The sequence below is a fragment of the Oceanobacillus sp. FSL W7-1281 genome, assembly GCF_037969835.1.
GTDB lineage: Bacteria > Bacillota > Bacilli > Bacillales > Amphibacillaceae > Oceanobacillus > Oceanobacillus oncorhynchi.
Genome location: NZ_CP150214.1, coordinates 4,762,340 through 4,779,010 on the forward strand (window position 1 = coordinate 4,762,340; position 16,671 = coordinate 4,779,010).

A 16,671-nucleotide genomic window follows, 5' to 3' on the forward strand; every position below is an offset into this window, starting at 1 on the left:
AAAACGGGCTCTCTGCCCGATTTTTTTCGTTCTAGAATAAAGTAAAAAGATAGTAAACAAGCACTACTGTCAAAATACTTGGTAATAAATTTCCGATGCGAATCTTGGTGATATTTAATAAATTGAAGCCAATTGCCAGGATAAGCAGACCGCCGACTGCAGTCAACTCGACAATTAATCCATCTAAGAAAGCAGCCGATACCCACTTGTCAATTTGTGTTGCCAAAAGCGTTATCGTCCCCTGATAAAGCACAACTGGAATGGCTGATAAGATAACACCAATGCCTAAAGTCGTCGTTAACACAAGTGCTGTAAATCCATCAATGATTCCTTTGGTAATCAAAATACCATGATCTCCGCGAATGCCGCTGTCTAAAGCACCGATAATCGCCATTGCTCCAACACAGAAGATAAGAGAAGCTGTTACAAACCCTTGCGAGATGCTTGTATCATTCTCATTCGCGGCAAAACGATAGCCAATCCACTTTCCAAAACGATTTAAGCCTTCTTCAATCTTTAACCCTTCTCCAATGATTGCTCCAGATAATAAACTTAATAAGACCACAATAATCTGTTCCGTCTGTAATGCCATCTGCAGACCAATTAAAACAATAGCAAGTCCTATCCCGTTCATCACCGTCTCTTTAAACCGTTCCGGAATTTTTGTAAAAAATAAACCGATGATGCTTCCAATAATAATAAATGCGAAATTAATAATTGTTCCGAATAAAGCCACTTCCTGCCTCCTATTTTTATGAGTTTTTTAATGAGACAAATAAACCTTCTCATATGGCTGTAAAACCACAATAGATAATGTTTTACAGGGCCCCTCTTATGTAGATAATGTTCCACGTGAAACATTCTTCCTAAAAGCACTATATGTATTGATTTAAAGGGGTATCATCATAATCTAGCTATGTTTTATCTTTTAAAATATATAATAAAAAGGGATGTATTCTTTCTTCATTCCTGCTAGATTAAATGTTCTCTTTTCAGCTATTCATTTCAAACAAAGAGTTAAAAAGCATTATAATCAAATTTTGTTTCATTTGCAATCCCTTTTCTTCCGCTAATAAGTTGATAAGGTACCATATTTAGATACATTTGAGAATTGATTAAGTGTACTTACAGGTACCTGACTCATTTTACAGATTTCTAAAAAATACTTAATCGACGTCCCATGTTATCCAGCAAATAGAAAAAGGAATTCCATATCCTCTTTCAGATACGAAATTCCTTTACAAAAAACTTTTACGCCTCTTCCCTGACTTCTGCCGGCCGGACCCATCTCGAAATCAGACCATGCTTTGGCGAGAGCAGGAAGGTTATAAAAAAGATACAGCCTGTCATAAGCGCCATGGATCCGGAAATAGATGTATTCAGCCACGTAGCTACCCAATATCCTGCAACAGCAGATATAATGCCAAATCCGCCGCTTAGAAATAACATCAAGATTAATTTATCTGTCCATAAGTAAGCAGCAGCTGCTGGAGTAATCAGCATCGCAACCACAAGGATGGCACCGACTGCATCAAAAGAAGCAACGGTGGTTACCGACACAAGTGTCATAAATAAGTAGTGAAAGAAAATCACTGGTATACCTATGCTTGCTGCCAGCGCCGGGTCAAAAGAAGTAATTTTCCATTCCTTATAAAAGGCAATAATAAAGAAAATCACAACAATTAACACAAGCGCAAGAATTGCAGTAGCTTTAGGTACTGATCCGATCAACGGAATATCCATCGTTGTAAATGGAACAAACGTAATTTCTCCCATCAATGCGTGCTGCACATCTAAATGCACATTCCCCACCGAGGTGGAAATCAAAATAACGCCAATGGCAAACAAGGTTGTAAATACAATTCCCAAGGAGGCGTCGTGCTGTACCTTCAAGTTATTAAGGGACTGCACAAGGAATGCAGTAAGAATGCCGGCAAAAATACCGCCTACAAGCATTGCGGTTCCTGATAACTGCTGTGTTACCATATAAGCTAATACAATCCCAAGCAGCACCGTATGGCTAATTGCATCTGCCATCATCGCCTGTTTTTTCAGAATGAGATATACACCGATTAAGCCGCAGGAAAGACCCACAAGAGATGCTGTTAAAATAATCCACATCGTATAAGTCATTGTGATCCTCCTTTTTCAGCTGCTAATGGATGCTTTTTTTGAGATGCCCGCTGCTGCATTTTAAATTGGATGAAATTGATAATAATCCCTTTTTCCTTTCCAAACAATAAGGAAATGATAAAAACAGCGGAGGAAGTGAGGACGATAAAGGGTCCCGTCGGTAATCCGCTTCCTGTGGAGCTTACCCATGTACCAAACGCACCAGCTAAGCCCCCTATTGCAGAAGAAAGTAAAATCATCATTTTAAAGGAATGCGTCCAATATCTCGCACTCACAGCCGGGATAATCAGCATCGCAGCCATTAAAATAACACCAACCGCCTGGATGCCAATAACAATGGTTGTTACCAGCACGATAGTATACAGCACGTTCATGCCGCGTATGGACATTCCGACACCTTTAGCAAAGTTAGCATCGAATAAAAATAATTTCCATTCCTTGAAAGCAAGGAATATAATCAAAATAACAATCGATGCCAGTGCAATCATTGTGATGACATCGGAACGAACCATTGCCGCTGCCTGCCCGTAGATAAAGTTATTTAATCCGCTCTGGTTCCCGCCGGGAGAACGGTTGGCAATCGCCAAAAGCATGATACCCACTCCGTAAAAGACGGATAACGTCATTCCCATAGCAGTGTCTTCCGTAATTCTTGTCGCGCTCGAAAACCATTGAATAAAAAAGGCTCCTAAAAGCGCACTGAGTGCTGCACCGATAACAAGTAATAATAAATTTTTTTCCTGGATGATCAAGAAAGCTACTACAACACCGGGTAATGCTGCGTGGGACAAGGCGTCACTCATCAGATTTTGTCTTTTCCAATAAGCTAAGCATCCGATTCCCCCTGCAGCGATACCCAAAATCATGGTACTTGCCATCACCCATAGCGTATTAATGTGAAGAAGATTGGATAACATATTGATCTCCCTTTCCAACCCATTGCATATCTCCACCATACGTTGTCGCTATATTATCCGTTGTGAACACTTCTTCAGTTTTCCCATGAGCATATACGGTTTTATTTAAAAATAAGACATGGTCAAAATATTCTGGGACGGTTTGCAGATCATGATGGACAACCAACACGGTCTTGCCATTGCTCTTTAATTCTTTCAAAATAGTCATAATCGCTTTTTCCGTAGACGCATCTACTCCTGCCAAAGGTTCATCCATAAAGTATAGCTCAGCATCCTGAGCGAGTGCACGTGCTAAGAATACACGCTGCTGCTGCCCTCCTGATAACTGACTGATTTGACGATGTGCATAAGCTTCCATACCCATTTTCTTCAAGGCATTCATTGCTTTTTCTTTATCTTTTTTAGAAGGAAGACGAAACCAGCCAATCTTTCCATACAGTCCCATGGTTACTACATCCAATGCATCCGTTGGAAAATCCCAGTCAACCGATCCGCGTTGAGGGACATAACCAATTTTCTTCTTTGCAGTTTTAAAAGGACTGCCCCAAAATCTGACATTTCCTGTCAGCTTGGGGTGAAGTCCTAACATGGTCTTGATTAATGTCGATTTACCGGCACCGTTAGGACCGACAATCGCTGTAATCGTTCCTTCTTTCACTTCAAAACTTACATCATTCAATACTTTATTTTTTTGGTAAGAAGCTGATAAATCATCTACGCGTATTACAGATGATGTCACCTTACTCATCTCCTCCAGATAATGCTTCATAGATTGTATTTATATTATGCTTATACATTCCAATGTATGTGCCTTCGTCTGTTCCTTCTTCGCCCATTGCATCAGAATATAGTTCTCCGCCGATTTCTACTTCCATCCCATTATTGGAAGCTCCTTCAATAACTGCATTAATCGTGTCCTGATTCACGCTGCTTTCTACAAATATGGCTGGAACTTCATGTTCTTCAATAATAGAAATGGTATTATTCACATCGGAAACACCGGCTTCACTTTCTGTACTGATCCCCTGCAGACCAACTACTTCCATATCGTGCAGCTGACCAAAATAATTAAATGCATCATGTGCCGTTACAAGCACGCGCTGCTCATCAGGGATATCTTGTAATTTTGCTGCTTCTTCATCTAATTCTTCTAGCTGTGCAAAATATTCCTGTTTTCCCTCTTCCAGTTCATCTGCATGCTCAGGAGCATACTCTTTTAATTCTTCTACCGCAGCATCTAATGCGTCCTGCCACAGATTATAATCAAACCATATGTGTGGGTCTGGAGCTCCCGGCTCTTCTTCATCTTCTAAAAGAACATCCTCAGGCAATGTTTCCCCAATTGCTAACACTGGTTTTTCGGAGCTGATTGATTCTAATGGTTCTTCCATATTCGCTTCTAAATGTAATCCAGAATAAAAGACGACATCCGCTTCTGATAACGTAGCTATATCCCCTTGTGTTGGATCATATAAATGCGGATCTACAGAAGGCCCCATTAACGTCTCTACATTTACCAGATCCCCGCCAATCTGGGATATCGGCTCCCCGATTTGCGCAATTGTTGTGACAATTTCAATTGGGTCGTCACCTGACGCGCCTTCGCTTCCGTTTTCTTCCTCACTGTCTGAGCTGCAAGCTGCTAAAACGAATACTCCCATTAGTATAGCAAAGCCCAGTATTTTCTTCCAAGCTTTCTTCATCTTTCTTCCTCCCTTGTTTTTTGCATAAGGCAAACTTTATTATCTATCCCCTACTTTATGCACTGTATTTCGTTTTGTCAAGTAAATTTTAGCTAGTCTACTATTTTTCCCTCAGGAAACATTTGATACATTAAATACCAGTTAGCGCTCACATAGTTAATTTAAAAGACTTTTATCAGAATAATCAAGCTATCTAAATACATATTTTTTCATGTAAAAATTTTTTAACTTGTATTCGTTCATCCGTATATGCAAACAGTAAATCGAATTTACAGTCTCTGCAATTACATTTTGAGCAGGATACGTAAATATTGAGGCCTAGCTTATCAGGCTAAAGCTAACTTTCCTAAGCATCAGAAATTTTATTTACTATATATTCCCAGCATATAAAATAAGTCCGTTTCATTTTTTGTCAAAATGACTTCTTTTATTCCATCTCCACCTAACTTGTTTACGACAATAACAAAAAATAGCCGATATACTGCTTATTTGCAGTGTATCGGCTATTTCCTATTTTTCCAGATATTCCAAAATGCGATTTAAATCATCGTCATTGTAAAATTCAATTTCAATTTTACCTTTTTTCTTTCCTTTATGAATATGAACGGCTGTGCCAAGCGTATCACGAAGCACCGTTTCTCTTTCCTGGATAAATACATCCTTTTTCGGCTTCTTCTTCTGTTGTTTCACTTGTTTTTCGTTCATAGCGATAATAAGCTTCTCTGCCTGCCGCACATTTAACTTCTCATTGCGTATTTTATTGGCTACAGCAAGCATCGCTTCCTGTTCTTTTAACCCAAGTAATGCCCGTCCGTGTCCCATGGATAACTCGCCATTATTAATATGAGCAATTACTTCCTCGGGCAAGGATAATAAACGAATCATATTTGCAATATGGGAACGGCTTTTCCCTAATCTTTCAGCCAGGACGTGCTGCGTAATATTCAGCCTGTCTACTAAATTAGCGTAGGCTTGTGCTTCTTCAATTGGAGTCAGGTTCTCACGTTGCAAGTTTTCTAGTAACGCAATTTCCATCATGCGTTCATCTGTCAATTCACGGACAATAGCAGGAATTGTCTCTAGTCCAGCTTCTTTTGCTGCCCGGCATCTTCTTTCCCCAACAACAATTTCAAAACCTTTAAGACTTTTCCGTACAATAATCGGCTGAATAACACCGTACTCTTTAATCGAGTCTTTTAGCTCTTCAATAGAATCTGCCTGAAAGCTCTTCCTTGGCTGATAAGGATTGGGACGACAATGAGATAATTCAATTTCCTGCACATTATCTTTACTGTCTTTCTCAGCTTCTGGAAACAACGCGTTAATTCCTTTACCTAACCCTCTCTGCATTTGTCATCACTTCCTTCGCTAAATCAAGATATACCTCTGCACCACGAGATTTGGAATCATAAGAAATAATTGGCTGGCCATGACTCGGTGCTTCCCCTAAACGAACATTTCTTGGAATAATGGTTTCAAATACTTTATCTTGGAAATACTTCTTCACTTCTTCAATCACTTGAAGACCGAGATTAGTACGTGCATCCAGCATCGTTAAAAGAACCCCTTCTATCATTAATTCTGTATTCAAATGCTTTTGCACTAATCGTATTGTATTTAATAACTGACTCAAGCCTTCCAATGCATAATACTCACATTGTACTGGAATCATAACGGTATCGGATGCAGTTAATGCATTAATCGTCAATAAGCCCAATGAAGGCGGACAATCAATAATAATGTAATCATACTGGTCTTTTATCTCGCTCAATGCAGTTTTTAAACGAATTTCTCTTGATATAATGGGAACAAGTTCAATTTCTGATCCTGCCAGTTGAATCGTTGCAGGTATAATATCTAAGTTCTCTAAATTTGAGGAAACAATGACATCTGCTGCTGGAGTATCTTCTACTAGTACATTGTAGATACATTGACTGACATCTGCTTTATTCACGCCTACCCCGCTTGTTGCATTTCCTTGGGGATCTGTATCAACGAGTAATACCTTATTCCCCAATGAAGCTAAGCAAGCACTGACATTCACAGATGAGGTTGTCTTTCCAACGCCTCCTTTTTGATTTGCGATGGATATAATTTTTCCCATGTTGACACCTACCTTACTTGGAGGTTGTTCAAATTTTTCCAGATAAAATGAAATTTCATTCTTTTCGTCAAAAAATTTGAGCAATCACTTCTCTATTCACTATCATAGCATTTATTTTAAAATTACGATGCTTTCTAGCATTTTTTTAATTTAATTTTAATATAGAACAATCCAAAATACTACCGGAGAAAATGTATCATGTGTGTTCAAAATAAAATACCCATCTAATCTTAAGATGGGCAAAGAAAAGCCGGTATGCTAATTCATTCTGCTGCTATTTTTGCTTAGGTATTTTAATGGTTATTTGATAATAATCATCGAGCTCTTGTTCATCTGATTCCACATCAACACCCGTATCTGACACCATATTAAGAGACTGTCGGATTGTATTCATTGCAATCCGGACATCTTTATTAATACCTTTGAATTTTGGTTTTGGCTTCTTTTTTTCCTCTTTTGGCTCATTGATTTTAGAGATTCGCTCTTCTGTTTGCTTCACATTCAATTCTTTCTCAAGAATTTCTTTTAACAAGAAAAGCTGCTGTTCTTCGTCCTTTAACTTAATTAAAGCACGTGCATGTCTTTCTGTAATTAATTTTTCCAATAAAGCATCCTGCACTTCTTTCGGAAGCTTTAATAATCGCAGTTTATTAGCGATTGTAGACTGGTTTTTACCAAGACGCTGCGCTAATGCTTCCTGCGTCAAATCATGCAGCTCAAGCAGTTTATTGTATGCTATAGCTTCTTCTATTACTGTCAGTTCTTCCCGTTGCAGATTTTCAATAAGTGCAACAGAAGCTGTTTCCGTATCACTCATTTCACGAATAATTGCGGATACTTGTTTCCAGCCTAAATGCTGAACTGCTCTCCATCTTCTTTCCCCTGCAATTAACTCAAAGGAATCTTCATCTAGTTTACGAACGACAATTGGCTGAATCATTCCATGTGTGTGTATGGTTTGTGCTAATTCTTTTATCTTTTCTTCCTGAAAAATCGTTCGTGGCTGGTAGCGATTGGCCTGAATTTTATCGATATCGATTTGAATCACTTCATCTGAAGAATAGGAAACCTTCTCCGTATCAATTGGATCCTTATCGCTTTTTCCAAATATCCGATTAAAAGGACTCACCACTTGCTGACACCACCTTCTAAAATTAACAAACTATTCATTATCAAATCTATTAAAAATAAAAGCCCGAAGCTGTACGAGCTTTCACAGAACGGGACTTAGATTTAATTCGGGGCTGTAATCAACCGCCCCATCGAAGAGATTTCGTGATTACGCGTCCCACCGAAAACATTTGAGGTAACTTTTGCATCTCTTGTCACGCCAAAACGGACAATTTTTTAGCAGAAGTTCCTTTTTCATTATGTTAACATTCCTATTTATACTTCTTAATTAAAAGATAATGTTTCACGTGAAACATTATTAATCTTTCCAAATTACTTAGTGAATTCATCTACTATTATATAGATGGTTTATTCACCTGTACAACATTCATATAATAGCATCTATCCTTTTATAAATACAACAACGAACAGTCCATATGTACAGTTTCTATTTTACCATACCTACTGCTGAAAAAATATAAAATGAATTTAAATAATCGAAAGCGTATCTTTTTGTGAGTTTGTGAATCTTTTTTTAGATTAAAAAGCAGCTATTCAATTGGTTCTTTATTTGGCACTCCTGCTTTTCTAGGATATTTTTTTGGTGTCTTCCGTTTCTTTGCGATTTTAACAATAGAGCGTTCTCCTGCATCAGGGGAAAGTGTGAACGTATCAATCGATTCTACTTCTCCCCCAAGCAATTCAATCGCTGCTTTTCCTGTTTCCAGCTCTTCTTTTGCTTGTGATCCTTTCATCGCAACAAAATAGCCGCCTTTTTTCACAAATGGAAGACATAATTCACTCAACACCGACATTCTGGCTACTGCTCTTGCCGTTACTAAATCATATTGTTCGCGGAATGTATCATTTTTCCCTGCATTTTCAGCACGGTCGTGATAAAAAGCAACGTCAGTCAATTCCAGTGTATTGGCTAAATGATTTAAAAATGTAATTCGTTTTTTCAATGAATCAATAATAGTTACCTTTAAGTGTGGAAAGCATATCTTCAGTGGAATACTTGGAAAGCCCGCACCTGCACCAATATCACAAATAGACAGCTTCTGTGTCATATCTGTATGAAAAGCGGCAGTAATACAGTCATAAAAATGCTTTTCATATACTTCTTCTTCCTCTGTAATTGCTGTTAAATTTATTTTTTCATTCCATTCGACAAGCTCCTGAAAATAAAGATGAAATGCTTGTTGCTGTGATTCATTTAATGTTATTCCTTTTTCTCCCAATGCTTGGACAAATTGTTCTGGCTTCATTATAGTCTCCTTTTCTTTCATTCGTATTTGGTCATCTGATTGTTAAAAATAAATTCGATATCAAGCATCATTTATCTTTATATATAAGTTGAAATAAAGATTTCAACTTATATCAATCACTCGAGAGTCTTATGTATTCTTTTTTTTATTCATCCAGGGGTGACTCCCCTCCCCTGCTGCATCAATATTATCGATACATCAAAATAGAAAGCGCTGTATATTATTTAGAAAAATAGCGACGTATGGATAACGCCGCTATTTTCTTATTTTAATTTGCAATTCGGGCAATATTTCCTTGTTCAATATAAACGAGCAAAATAGAGATATCTGCCGGGTTTACTCCGGAAATTCTGGATGCTTGACCAACAGAAAGCGGTCGTACCTTTTTTAATTTTTCAATCGCTTCTGTAGCAATACCATTGATTGCATTATAATCGATATCTGCTGGTATTTTCTTGTCTTCCATTTTCAGCATTCTCGCTACTTGCTCTTTTGCTTTTTTAATATAGCCTTCATATTTAATTTGAATCGCTACCTGTTCTTTTACATCATCACTGATATTCTCGTCAATTTCAATCATTTGCTCGACATATTCATACGTTAATTCGGGACGTTTTAATAAATCATATGCTTTAACTGCTTCTTTCATCGGTGCAGCACCTGCGGATTTCATCACGTTTTGTATTTCTTCCGTTGGCTTGACCACGATTTTATTTAAACGTTTCTTTTCTGCTTCCACCTGCTCTTTCTTCGCTGTGAAAGCAGCATATCTTTCCTCAGAAATTAACCCATAGCCGTAGCCAATATCGGTAAGACGTAGATCTGCATTATCATGACGAAGCAATAAGCGGTATTCTGCACGTGATGTCAGTAAGCGATAAGGTTCATTTGTTCCTTTCGTTACGAGATCATCAATCATCACGCCGATATACGCTTGGGAACGATCTAAGATAATCGGTTCTTTACCAGTTACTTTTGCTGCTGCGTTCATACCGGCCATTAAGCCTTGACCAGCTGCTTCCTCATAACCTGAAGTTCCGTTAATTTGACCGGCAGTGAATAATCCAGGCAAGCGTTTGGTTTCCAATGTCGGCCACAGCTGTGTCGGAACTACCGCATCGTATTCAATCGCATAGCCGGCACGCATAATTTCTGCATTTTCCAGACCTGGAACGGATTTTACCATTTCATGCTGAACAGACTCCGGCAAGGAAGTTGATAGCCCTTGTACATAAACCTCTTCTGTATTTCTGCCTTCTGGTTCTAAGAAAATTTGATGTCGGGGCTTATCATTAAAACGAACGATTTTATCCTCAATTGACGGACAATATCTTGGTCCGGTTCCCCGCTTCATGCCAGAATACATGGCAGATAACGTCAGATTTTCATTAATTACTTCATGTGTAAATTCATTCGTATACGTTAACCAGCAAGGAATTTGATCTTCAATCACTTCTGTTGTTTCATAAGAGAAGCTTTTGGGATTCTCATCCCCAGGCTGAATTTCTGTTTGAGAATAATCAATTGTATGGCTGTTTACACGTGGAGGTGTGCCTGTTTTAAAACGTGTTAAGTTAAAACCTAATTCCTCCAGATTCTCTGATAACTTAATGGATACACGCTGATTATTTGGGCCACTTTCATATTCTAAATCGCCCATCAGCACTTTCCCGCGCATAAATGTTCCGGTAGTTACAATAACCGATTCAGCATAATAAGCTGCTTTTGTTTCTGTAATAACTCCCTTACAGATGCCGTCCTCTACAATAAGCGAGTTTACCATCCCTTGGCGAACCGTTAAGTTCTCTTCATTTTCAACCAGATTCTTCACTTCCTGCATATATACTGGTTTATCAGCCTGCGCACGTAATGCTTGTACAGCCGGTCCCTTACCAGTATTCAGCATCCGCATTTGGATATAGCTTTTATCAATGATTTTCCCCATAATTCCGCCAAGTGCATCAATTTCCCGTACGACAATACCTTTGGCAGGACCGCCAATAGATGGGTTACAGGGCATAAATGCAATCATATCTAAGTTCAATGTCAGCATTAATGTTTTTGCCCCCATACGGGCAGAAGCATGTGCTGCTTCTATTCCAGCATGACCGGCTCCAACAACAATGACATCATAATTTCCTGCGTTGTAAGTCATTTTTTTCTTCCTTTCCTTTATATAAAGTGAAACTTCAATCAGTGGGGGTTTTCTTTTCATCCCCCACTGATTGTTAGTTGAACGAATCGGGCCGTTACTGGCTGTTGGATCTCCCACTTAGAAATAACCATTTTCCTTCATTTTTTGAAGTGGGAGTCTTACAGCCAGTTACACTGCGATAAACATATCCGTTATTTTCCTAAGCAGAACTGAGAGAATAACTGATCAATCAAGCTGTCACTTGCTGTATCGCCAATAATTTCTCCCATAAACTCCCATGAACGTGTTACATCAATTTGCACAATATCCATCGGCATGCCAAGCTCAATTGCCTCGCGAGCATCATCCAAAGCCTGTTTTGCCTGTTTTAACAGCTGAATATGACGTACATTGGATACATACGTTAAATCGCCTGTATCTACTTCACCGGAGAAGAAGGTATTGGCAATTGCCTGCTCCAGCTGATCAACACCCTGCTCTTCAATTAAGGAAGTTGTCACGACAGGCTTCCCTTCTGCAAATTTCCGTACTTCTTCTAAATCTAACTTCTGCTCTAAGTCTGTCTTGTTGATGATGACAATATACTCTAAACCTTGCACAGCTTCAAATAATTTTTTATCTTCCTCGCTCAAAGCTTCGTTATAATTTAATACAAATAAAATTAAATCAGATTCCTTCAATACCTGTCTGGAACGATCCACACCGATACGCTCTACTATATCCTCTGTTTCCCGGATTCCAGCTGTATCTACTAAACGTAAAGGCACTCCGCGGACATTCACGTATTCTTCAATAATATCACGCGTTGTCCCTGGAACTTCTGTAACAATGGCTTTATTTTCCTGCACCAAGGTATTCATTAAGGAAGACTTGCCGACATTTGGACGTCCAATAATAGCCGTTGCTAAGCCCTCACGCAAAATTTTACCTTGCGATGCAACTTCCAGCAGCTTCTCTATTTCTTTTCCCACCTCTTTGGTCTTTTCCTCCATCAAGGTGTGCGACATTTCCTCAACATCATCATACTCTGGATAATCGATATTTACCTCTACATGGGCAACGGTTTCCAGTAATTCTTGCCTTAACGTCTGAATAAGCTTCGACAGGCGGCCATCCATTTGTTTTAATGCTACATTCATTGCTTTATCTGTCTTCGCACGGATTAAGTCCATCACTGCTTCCGCTTGTGATAAATCAATGCGGCCATTTAAAAAGGCACGTTTAGTGAACTCGCCCGGCTCGGCCAGACGTGCTCCTTTTGCCAGCATAATCTCTAACACACGATTCACGGAAACCAATCCGCCATGACAATTAATCTCAACAATATCTTCACGGGTGAAGGTTTTCGGAGCACGCATCACGGAAACCATAACCTCTTCTGCTAATTCCTTTGTTTCCGGATCAATCACTTTCCCATAATGAATCGTATGGGAATCTGCCTCTTTCAGGCTCTTTCCTTCAAACACATCTGAGGCTAACGGAATTGCTTCCGGTCCGCTTAGACGCACAATTGCAATCGCCCCTTCACCTACTGGAGTGGATATCGCTGCTATTGTATCTGTATCCATACTTATTCACCTGCCTTCCCTTCATTCTATATCTATAATTAATTCGTTAATTTTTATTATCACTAACAATCAAGAATAACATAGATTTAGAAAAAAAGAAACTTATCCACAAAAATAGTTTTGTTTATTTTTCAACCCCTTGTTATCCACATGTGCATAACACTATTTAATCATTCTCTTCCTGCCAGGATAGCAAGATATATATACTTATTATTAGGTGCGAAAGTTGATTAAAATACAAATGAAAAGCCAGAAAGATTTTAATCTCCCTGGCTTTCCTTTTATCTATGGTTTTATAACAATATGACGATGCGGCTCGACGCCGTCAGAATAAGTAGAAACCTGCTTATCCTGCAGGACACTATGAATAATTTTACGTTCAAATGCCGGCATCGGCTCCAGTACCACTTTTTTCTTCGTTTTCTGTGCTTTATCTCCCATTTTTAAAGCGAGTGATTCTAATGTTTCTTTTCTTCTCGCGCGGTAGCCCTCTGCATCTAAGGTTACCGTATAGTACGTATCATTCTGTTTATTGATGACTAAATGAACTAAATATTGCAGCGCATTTAAAGTCTGGCCCCGTTTTCCGATAAGCTTCGCAATATTTTCATGATGCATCGTATACGTTACATGGTTTCCCTTTATTTCGGTTTCTACTTTTACTGAGAGATTCATGTTGCTAGTAACTTCTTTGATAAATTGAGCTGTTTCTTCAACTGGATCCTTTGCGACCGTTACTTTTACATAAGCACGCTTGGACCCAAATATACCAAACATTCCTCTTTTGCCTTCATCAATGACCTCAACATCTACTTGATTCTCTTCCACTCCCAATTGCTCCAGAGCTGATTGAATCGCTTCTTCAACGGTTTGACCACTTGCAGTTACTTCTCTCAATCGCTTCCCCTCCATTAATCACAGCATGATTATCCGTAATTTCCCTTACTTGGCAAAAAATGATATATGCTTTTGTGAGGGAAAACGGCTGCTATATCTTCTGATTAAGTACTGTAGCCAGGACTTTTGATGAATTCATATAGATTTTTTAAAAATGCAAAATATTTAACTATTTTTCTTATAAATAATGGGGGAATTTCTTCCCCCATTTTAAAAATTATTTTTTTGACATCATCGGCTTATTAATAAGAAGTGTCTGGAATACCATAAATATGTTACCTGTTACCCAGTACAACGCCAATGCTGCCGGGAAGAAGAATGCCATAACACCAATCATGATCGGCATGACATAAAGCATAATCTGCAGCTGTAAACGCATTTGCGGATTACTGTTTGCTGCGGAGTTCGTAGACATCATTAATTTCTGCTGTAAGAACGTAAACAGCGCTGTCAGAATCGGTAAAACAAAATCTGGTGTTCCAAGCTGGAACCAGAGAAAATCATGTGTAGCAATTTCTGTCGTACGTCTGATTGCATGATACATTGCAATAAATATTGGCATCTGTACAAGAATCGGTAAACAACCTGCTAAAGGATTAACCCCATTCTTTTGGAATAATTGCATCGTTTCCTGCTGTAATTTCTGCTGTGTATTCGCATCCTTAGACGCATACTTTTTCTGAAGTTCCTGTAATTGCGGCTGCACTTCCTGCATTGCCCTCGTGCTTTTGATCTGTTTTACATTTAATGGTACTAAGAGTAAACGGATAACTACTGTTACCAAAATAATTGCCAGTCCATAGTTTTCATTTAAAAATTCTGCAATCATTGTTATAAACCATGATAATGGGTAAACAAAGATTGTATTCCATATTCCTTCACTTTCAGGTGTAATCGGTTCATCGATTTGGGTACACCCAGCTAAAAAAACCGCTAACACGAGAAATGTGACTAATATCCCGTATTTTCTACGCAAAACATTTCCTCCTTAATATTACCAACGCTTATAATTGCTATTTTAGCTTATTTACATTGCGAATTCTATCCTAAACTTGTTCTTACTTGAAATGCTTAAATAATTTTTCTTTATATAGTAAATGCGAAAGACTTTTTTTCATCATCTCGTAACTCATTGTTTTCGTTGGGTTTCTGGCAATGATTACAATATCATAACAAGGTTTTATATCTTGCTCTAACTCTTGAAAAGACGCTCGCAACAACCTTTTAATCCGATTCCTGACAACGGCATTTCCTATTTTTTTCCCGACAGACAGACCTATCCGAAAATGATCCTGATTATCTTTCTTTTTATAATAAATAACCAGCTGCCTATTTGCGAAAGAATTCCCATGTTTAAATGTTGCCTGAAATTCTTCATTTTTTTTTATCCGAAATTGTTTTTTCACCGTCATCACCTTTTAATTTAACCCGCATACATCTTCTATTCATCTTGTTTCAGCTAACTTGTCCATTTTTATCAGCATAAAATATGTAATCCTTATGTGAATAAGCATATCCTCTAAAATACAGAAAAAAAACCACTGATAGTTGTCAGTGGCTTATGCAGATAAAACTTTACGTCCTTTGCGACGACGACGAGCCAAGATATGACGACCATTTTTTGTGCTCATACGCGTGCGAAAGCCGTGAACTTTTTTACGTTTGCGGTTATTTGGTTGAAACGTTCTTTTCATGAGTGTGCACCTCCTTGGAATCTCCAAGTTCATATTTAAACTAAAATAGCTTATAACTTATCCTTTAGACAGTCCTTGATATTATACGAAAAAATGATTGATTTTGTCAACCGGGTATTTAATAAAATTCTAACGATCTTTATTCCTCACACATTTTTCGGTGGACATTTTAACTGCTATATAAAGTTGAAATAAAATTTTATCATTTCGCGTTCGCTGCGACAAGCAATCGTGTAAAGATTAATCATATCCTCTTCCACACATTTTCATTATTACCATGCTGATATATTCCTTTCCATATAAAATCCTCTTTATTCCTTCTAATTTTACTTCTTCCACTAATCACCTTGCTTTAACATCAAGTCAGCTTAATCATTGATTTTAGTGTCCTCCAAAAATAGTACAGAAATTAATACAGCCAGCATGGAATTTCTATTTTAGAAATCACTCTTATTATCCACATCTTTTATCGGATATATTTCCTTTCTTTTTTTCTATCCACACAAAAAATAAACAGGATAATCACAAAATACAGTGTTGTTTATAAGCAAAACACACAACAGATAGAATATGTGGATAACTATTTAAAAGCCATTGATTTATTCGGTTTTATTTGGTATTATATTTATGTTTTAGTTTGTGGAAATCATTTCGCAAATAAATCTTATTCACAGATTGTGGATAAGATGTGGATATTCTTTCCACTGATTTTTGATAAAGTTTTCTACAAAGTTGTGGATAGCGTTTATATATGTCATATTTTATTTGGAATTAGCTTTAATAGTATAATGTAATTACCTTTTATATTCGTATTTAACCGTATATATGATTTCTTTTTTGTTTATCCACAGCGCTTTTTTTTATTTTAATACGTCTGCCTTTCCATCTAATACATGAAATAGATTGAGAGAGGCTTTTTTCTTCTGAATAGAAGTTCGGAAAAAGGAACTATGCGCTGCCTTCTCTCCATTTTGGTCGAGAAACAGCTCGCACAGGGCGGAAGCGTCCTTAAATATGAATTTCTATGATGAACATTAATGGAATGCGCTGGTTGATTCTTTTTTATTGCTGTCAGCTGTTAAGCCTATTTCCTAACTCAGATTGAAAGGAGTGAAAGTAACT

At 37.9% G+C, this 16,671-nt stretch carries 15 protein-coding genes; all 15 read right to left on the reverse strand.

The window, feature by feature from the left end:
- Window positions 1-31: 31 nt before the first annotated feature.
- The 15 genes from MKX55_RS22905 to rpmH all read right to left on the reverse strand — a co-directional run bounded on the left by MKX55_RS22905 (window position 32) and on the right by rpmH (window position 15,549).
- Window positions 32-736: a DUF554 domain-containing protein gene (locus MKX55_RS22905; protein ID WP_042528678.1), complete on the reverse strand. Its 705-nt coding sequence runs from the start codon at window positions 734-736 to the stop codon at window positions 32-34.
- Between the two features lie 515 nt (window positions 737-1,251).
- The gene (locus tag MKX55_RS22910) at window positions 1,252-2,133 is read right to left on the reverse strand and encodes a metal ABC transporter permease (RefSeq protein ID WP_042528676.1); all 882 of its coding nucleotides are present in this window, start codon (window positions 2,131-2,133) and stop codon (window positions 1,252-1,254) included.
- Window positions 2,130-3,050, reverse strand: coding sequence for a metal ABC transporter permease (locus MKX55_RS22915; protein WP_193063762.1), 921 nt, complete (start codon window positions 3,048-3,050; stop codon window positions 2,130-2,132). The genes MKX55_RS22910 and MKX55_RS22915 overlap by 4 nt, the downstream gene beginning before the upstream one ends.
- Window positions 3,025-3,789 carry a metal ABC transporter ATP-binding protein gene (locus MKX55_RS22920; RefSeq protein ID WP_319022544.1) on the reverse strand — a complete coding sequence of 255 codons (765 nt, stop codon included), beginning with the start codon at window positions 3,787-3,789 and terminating at the stop codon, window positions 3,025-3,027. Before MKX55_RS22920 ends, MKX55_RS22915 begins: the two co-directional genes overlap by 26 nt.
- 1 nt (window position 3,790) lies before the next feature.
- Window positions 3,791-4,753 (reverse strand): zinc ABC transporter substrate-binding protein, encoded by a 963-nt coding sequence (locus MKX55_RS22925; protein WP_339181204.1) that lies wholly within the window; start codon window positions 4,751-4,753, stop codon window positions 3,791-3,793.
- Window positions 4,754-5,263: 510 nt separating this feature from the next.
- Window positions 5,264-6,103, reverse strand: coding sequence for a ParB/RepB/Spo0J family partition protein (locus MKX55_RS22930; protein ID WP_042528669.1), 840 nt, complete (start codon window positions 6,101-6,103; stop codon window positions 5,264-5,266).
- Window positions 6,084-6,857 (reverse strand): AAA family ATPase, encoded by a 774-nt coding sequence (locus MKX55_RS22935; RefSeq protein WP_339181206.1) that lies wholly within the window; start codon window positions 6,855-6,857, stop codon window positions 6,084-6,086. Before MKX55_RS22935 ends, MKX55_RS22930 begins: the two co-directional genes overlap by 20 nt.
- 274 nt (window positions 6,858-7,131) lie before the next feature.
- Window positions 7,132-7,989 (reverse strand): nucleoid occlusion protein, encoded by an 858-nt coding sequence (gene noc / locus MKX55_RS22940; protein WP_193063765.1) that lies wholly within the window; start codon window positions 7,987-7,989, stop codon window positions 7,132-7,134.
- A gap of 529 nt (window positions 7,990-8,518) precedes the next feature.
- Window positions 8,519-9,235, reverse strand: a complete 717-nt coding sequence (rsmG, locus tag MKX55_RS22945; RefSeq protein WP_339235261.1) for a 16S rRNA (guanine(527)-N(7))-methyltransferase RsmG — start codon at window positions 9,233-9,235, stop codon at window positions 8,519-8,521.
- A gap of 268 nt (window positions 9,236-9,503) precedes the next feature.
- Window positions 9,504-11,390, reverse strand: a complete 1,887-nt coding sequence (gene mnmG / locus MKX55_RS22950) for a tRNA uridine-5-carboxymethylaminomethyl(34) synthesis enzyme MnmG (protein ID WP_339235263.1) — start codon at window positions 11,388-11,390, stop codon at window positions 9,504-9,506.
- A gap of 191 nt (window positions 11,391-11,581) precedes the next feature.
- Window positions 11,582-12,958, reverse strand: coding sequence for a tRNA uridine-5-carboxymethylaminomethyl(34) synthesis GTPase MnmE (gene mnmE, locus MKX55_RS22955; protein WP_339235266.1), 1,377 nt, complete (start codon window positions 12,956-12,958; stop codon window positions 11,582-11,584).
- A gap of 285 nt (window positions 12,959-13,243) precedes the next feature.
- Window positions 13,244-13,855 (reverse strand): RNA-binding cell elongation regulator Jag/EloR, encoded by a 612-nt coding sequence (gene jag, locus MKX55_RS22960; RefSeq protein ID WP_193063769.1) that lies wholly within the window; start codon window positions 13,853-13,855, stop codon window positions 13,244-13,246.
- A gap of 217 nt (window positions 13,856-14,072) precedes the next feature.
- Window positions 14,073-14,831 (reverse strand): membrane protein insertase YidC, encoded by a 759-nt coding sequence (gene yidC, locus MKX55_RS22965; RefSeq protein WP_042528655.1) that lies wholly within the window; start codon window positions 14,829-14,831, stop codon window positions 14,073-14,075.
- A gap of 82 nt (window positions 14,832-14,913) precedes the next feature.
- Entirely contained in the window at window positions 14,914-15,261 is a 348-nt protein-coding gene (rnpA, locus tag MKX55_RS22970; protein WP_193063771.1) for a ribonuclease P protein component, read from the reverse strand.
- A 153-nt stretch (window positions 15,262-15,414) separates the two neighbouring features.
- On the reverse strand, window positions 15,415-15,549 hold the full coding sequence (gene rpmH / locus MKX55_RS22975) for a 50S ribosomal protein L34 (protein ID WP_042528652.1): 135 nt from the start codon (window positions 15,547-15,549) through the stop codon (window positions 15,415-15,417).
- Window positions 15,550-16,671: the final 1,122 nt, after the last annotated feature.

What these genes read in the sequence shown, in the direction of transcription:
- MKX55_RS22910 (WP_042528676.1), bottom strand. Translation starts at nt 2,133, where the DNA reads ATGACTTATACGATGTGGATTATTTTAACAGCATCTCTTGTGGGTCTT.
- MKX55_RS22915 (WP_193063762.1), bottom strand. Translation starts at nt 3,050, where the DNA reads ATGTTATCCAATCTTCTTCACATTAATACGCTATGGGTGATGGCAAGT.
- MKX55_RS22925 (WP_339181204.1), bottom strand. Translation starts at nt 4,753, where the DNA reads ATGAAGAAAGCTTGGAAGAAAATACTGGGCTTTGCTATACTAATGGGA.
- MKX55_RS22930 (WP_042528669.1), bottom strand. Translation starts at nt 6,103, where the DNA reads ATGCAGAGAGGGTTAGGTAAAGGAATTAACGCGTTGTTTCCAGAAGCT.
- MKX55_RS22935 (WP_339181206.1), bottom strand. Translation starts at nt 6,857, where the DNA reads ATGGGAAAAATTATATCCATCGCAAATCAAAAAGGAGGCGTTGGAAAG.
- rsmG (WP_339235261.1), bottom strand. Translation starts at nt 9,235, where the DNA reads ATGAAGCCAGAACAATTTGTCCAAGCATTGGGAGAAAAAGGAATAACA.
- mnmG (WP_339235263.1), bottom strand. Translation starts at nt 11,390, where the DNA reads ATGACTTACAACGCAGGAAATTATGATGTCATTGTTGTTGGAGCCGGT.
- mnmE (WP_339235266.1), bottom strand. Translation starts at nt 12,958, where the DNA reads ATGGATACAGATACAATAGCAGCGATATCCACTCCAGTAGGTGAAGGG.
- rpmH (WP_042528652.1), bottom strand. Translation starts at nt 15,549, where the DNA reads ATGAAAAGAACGTTTCAACCAAATAACCGCAAACGTAAAAAAGTTCAC.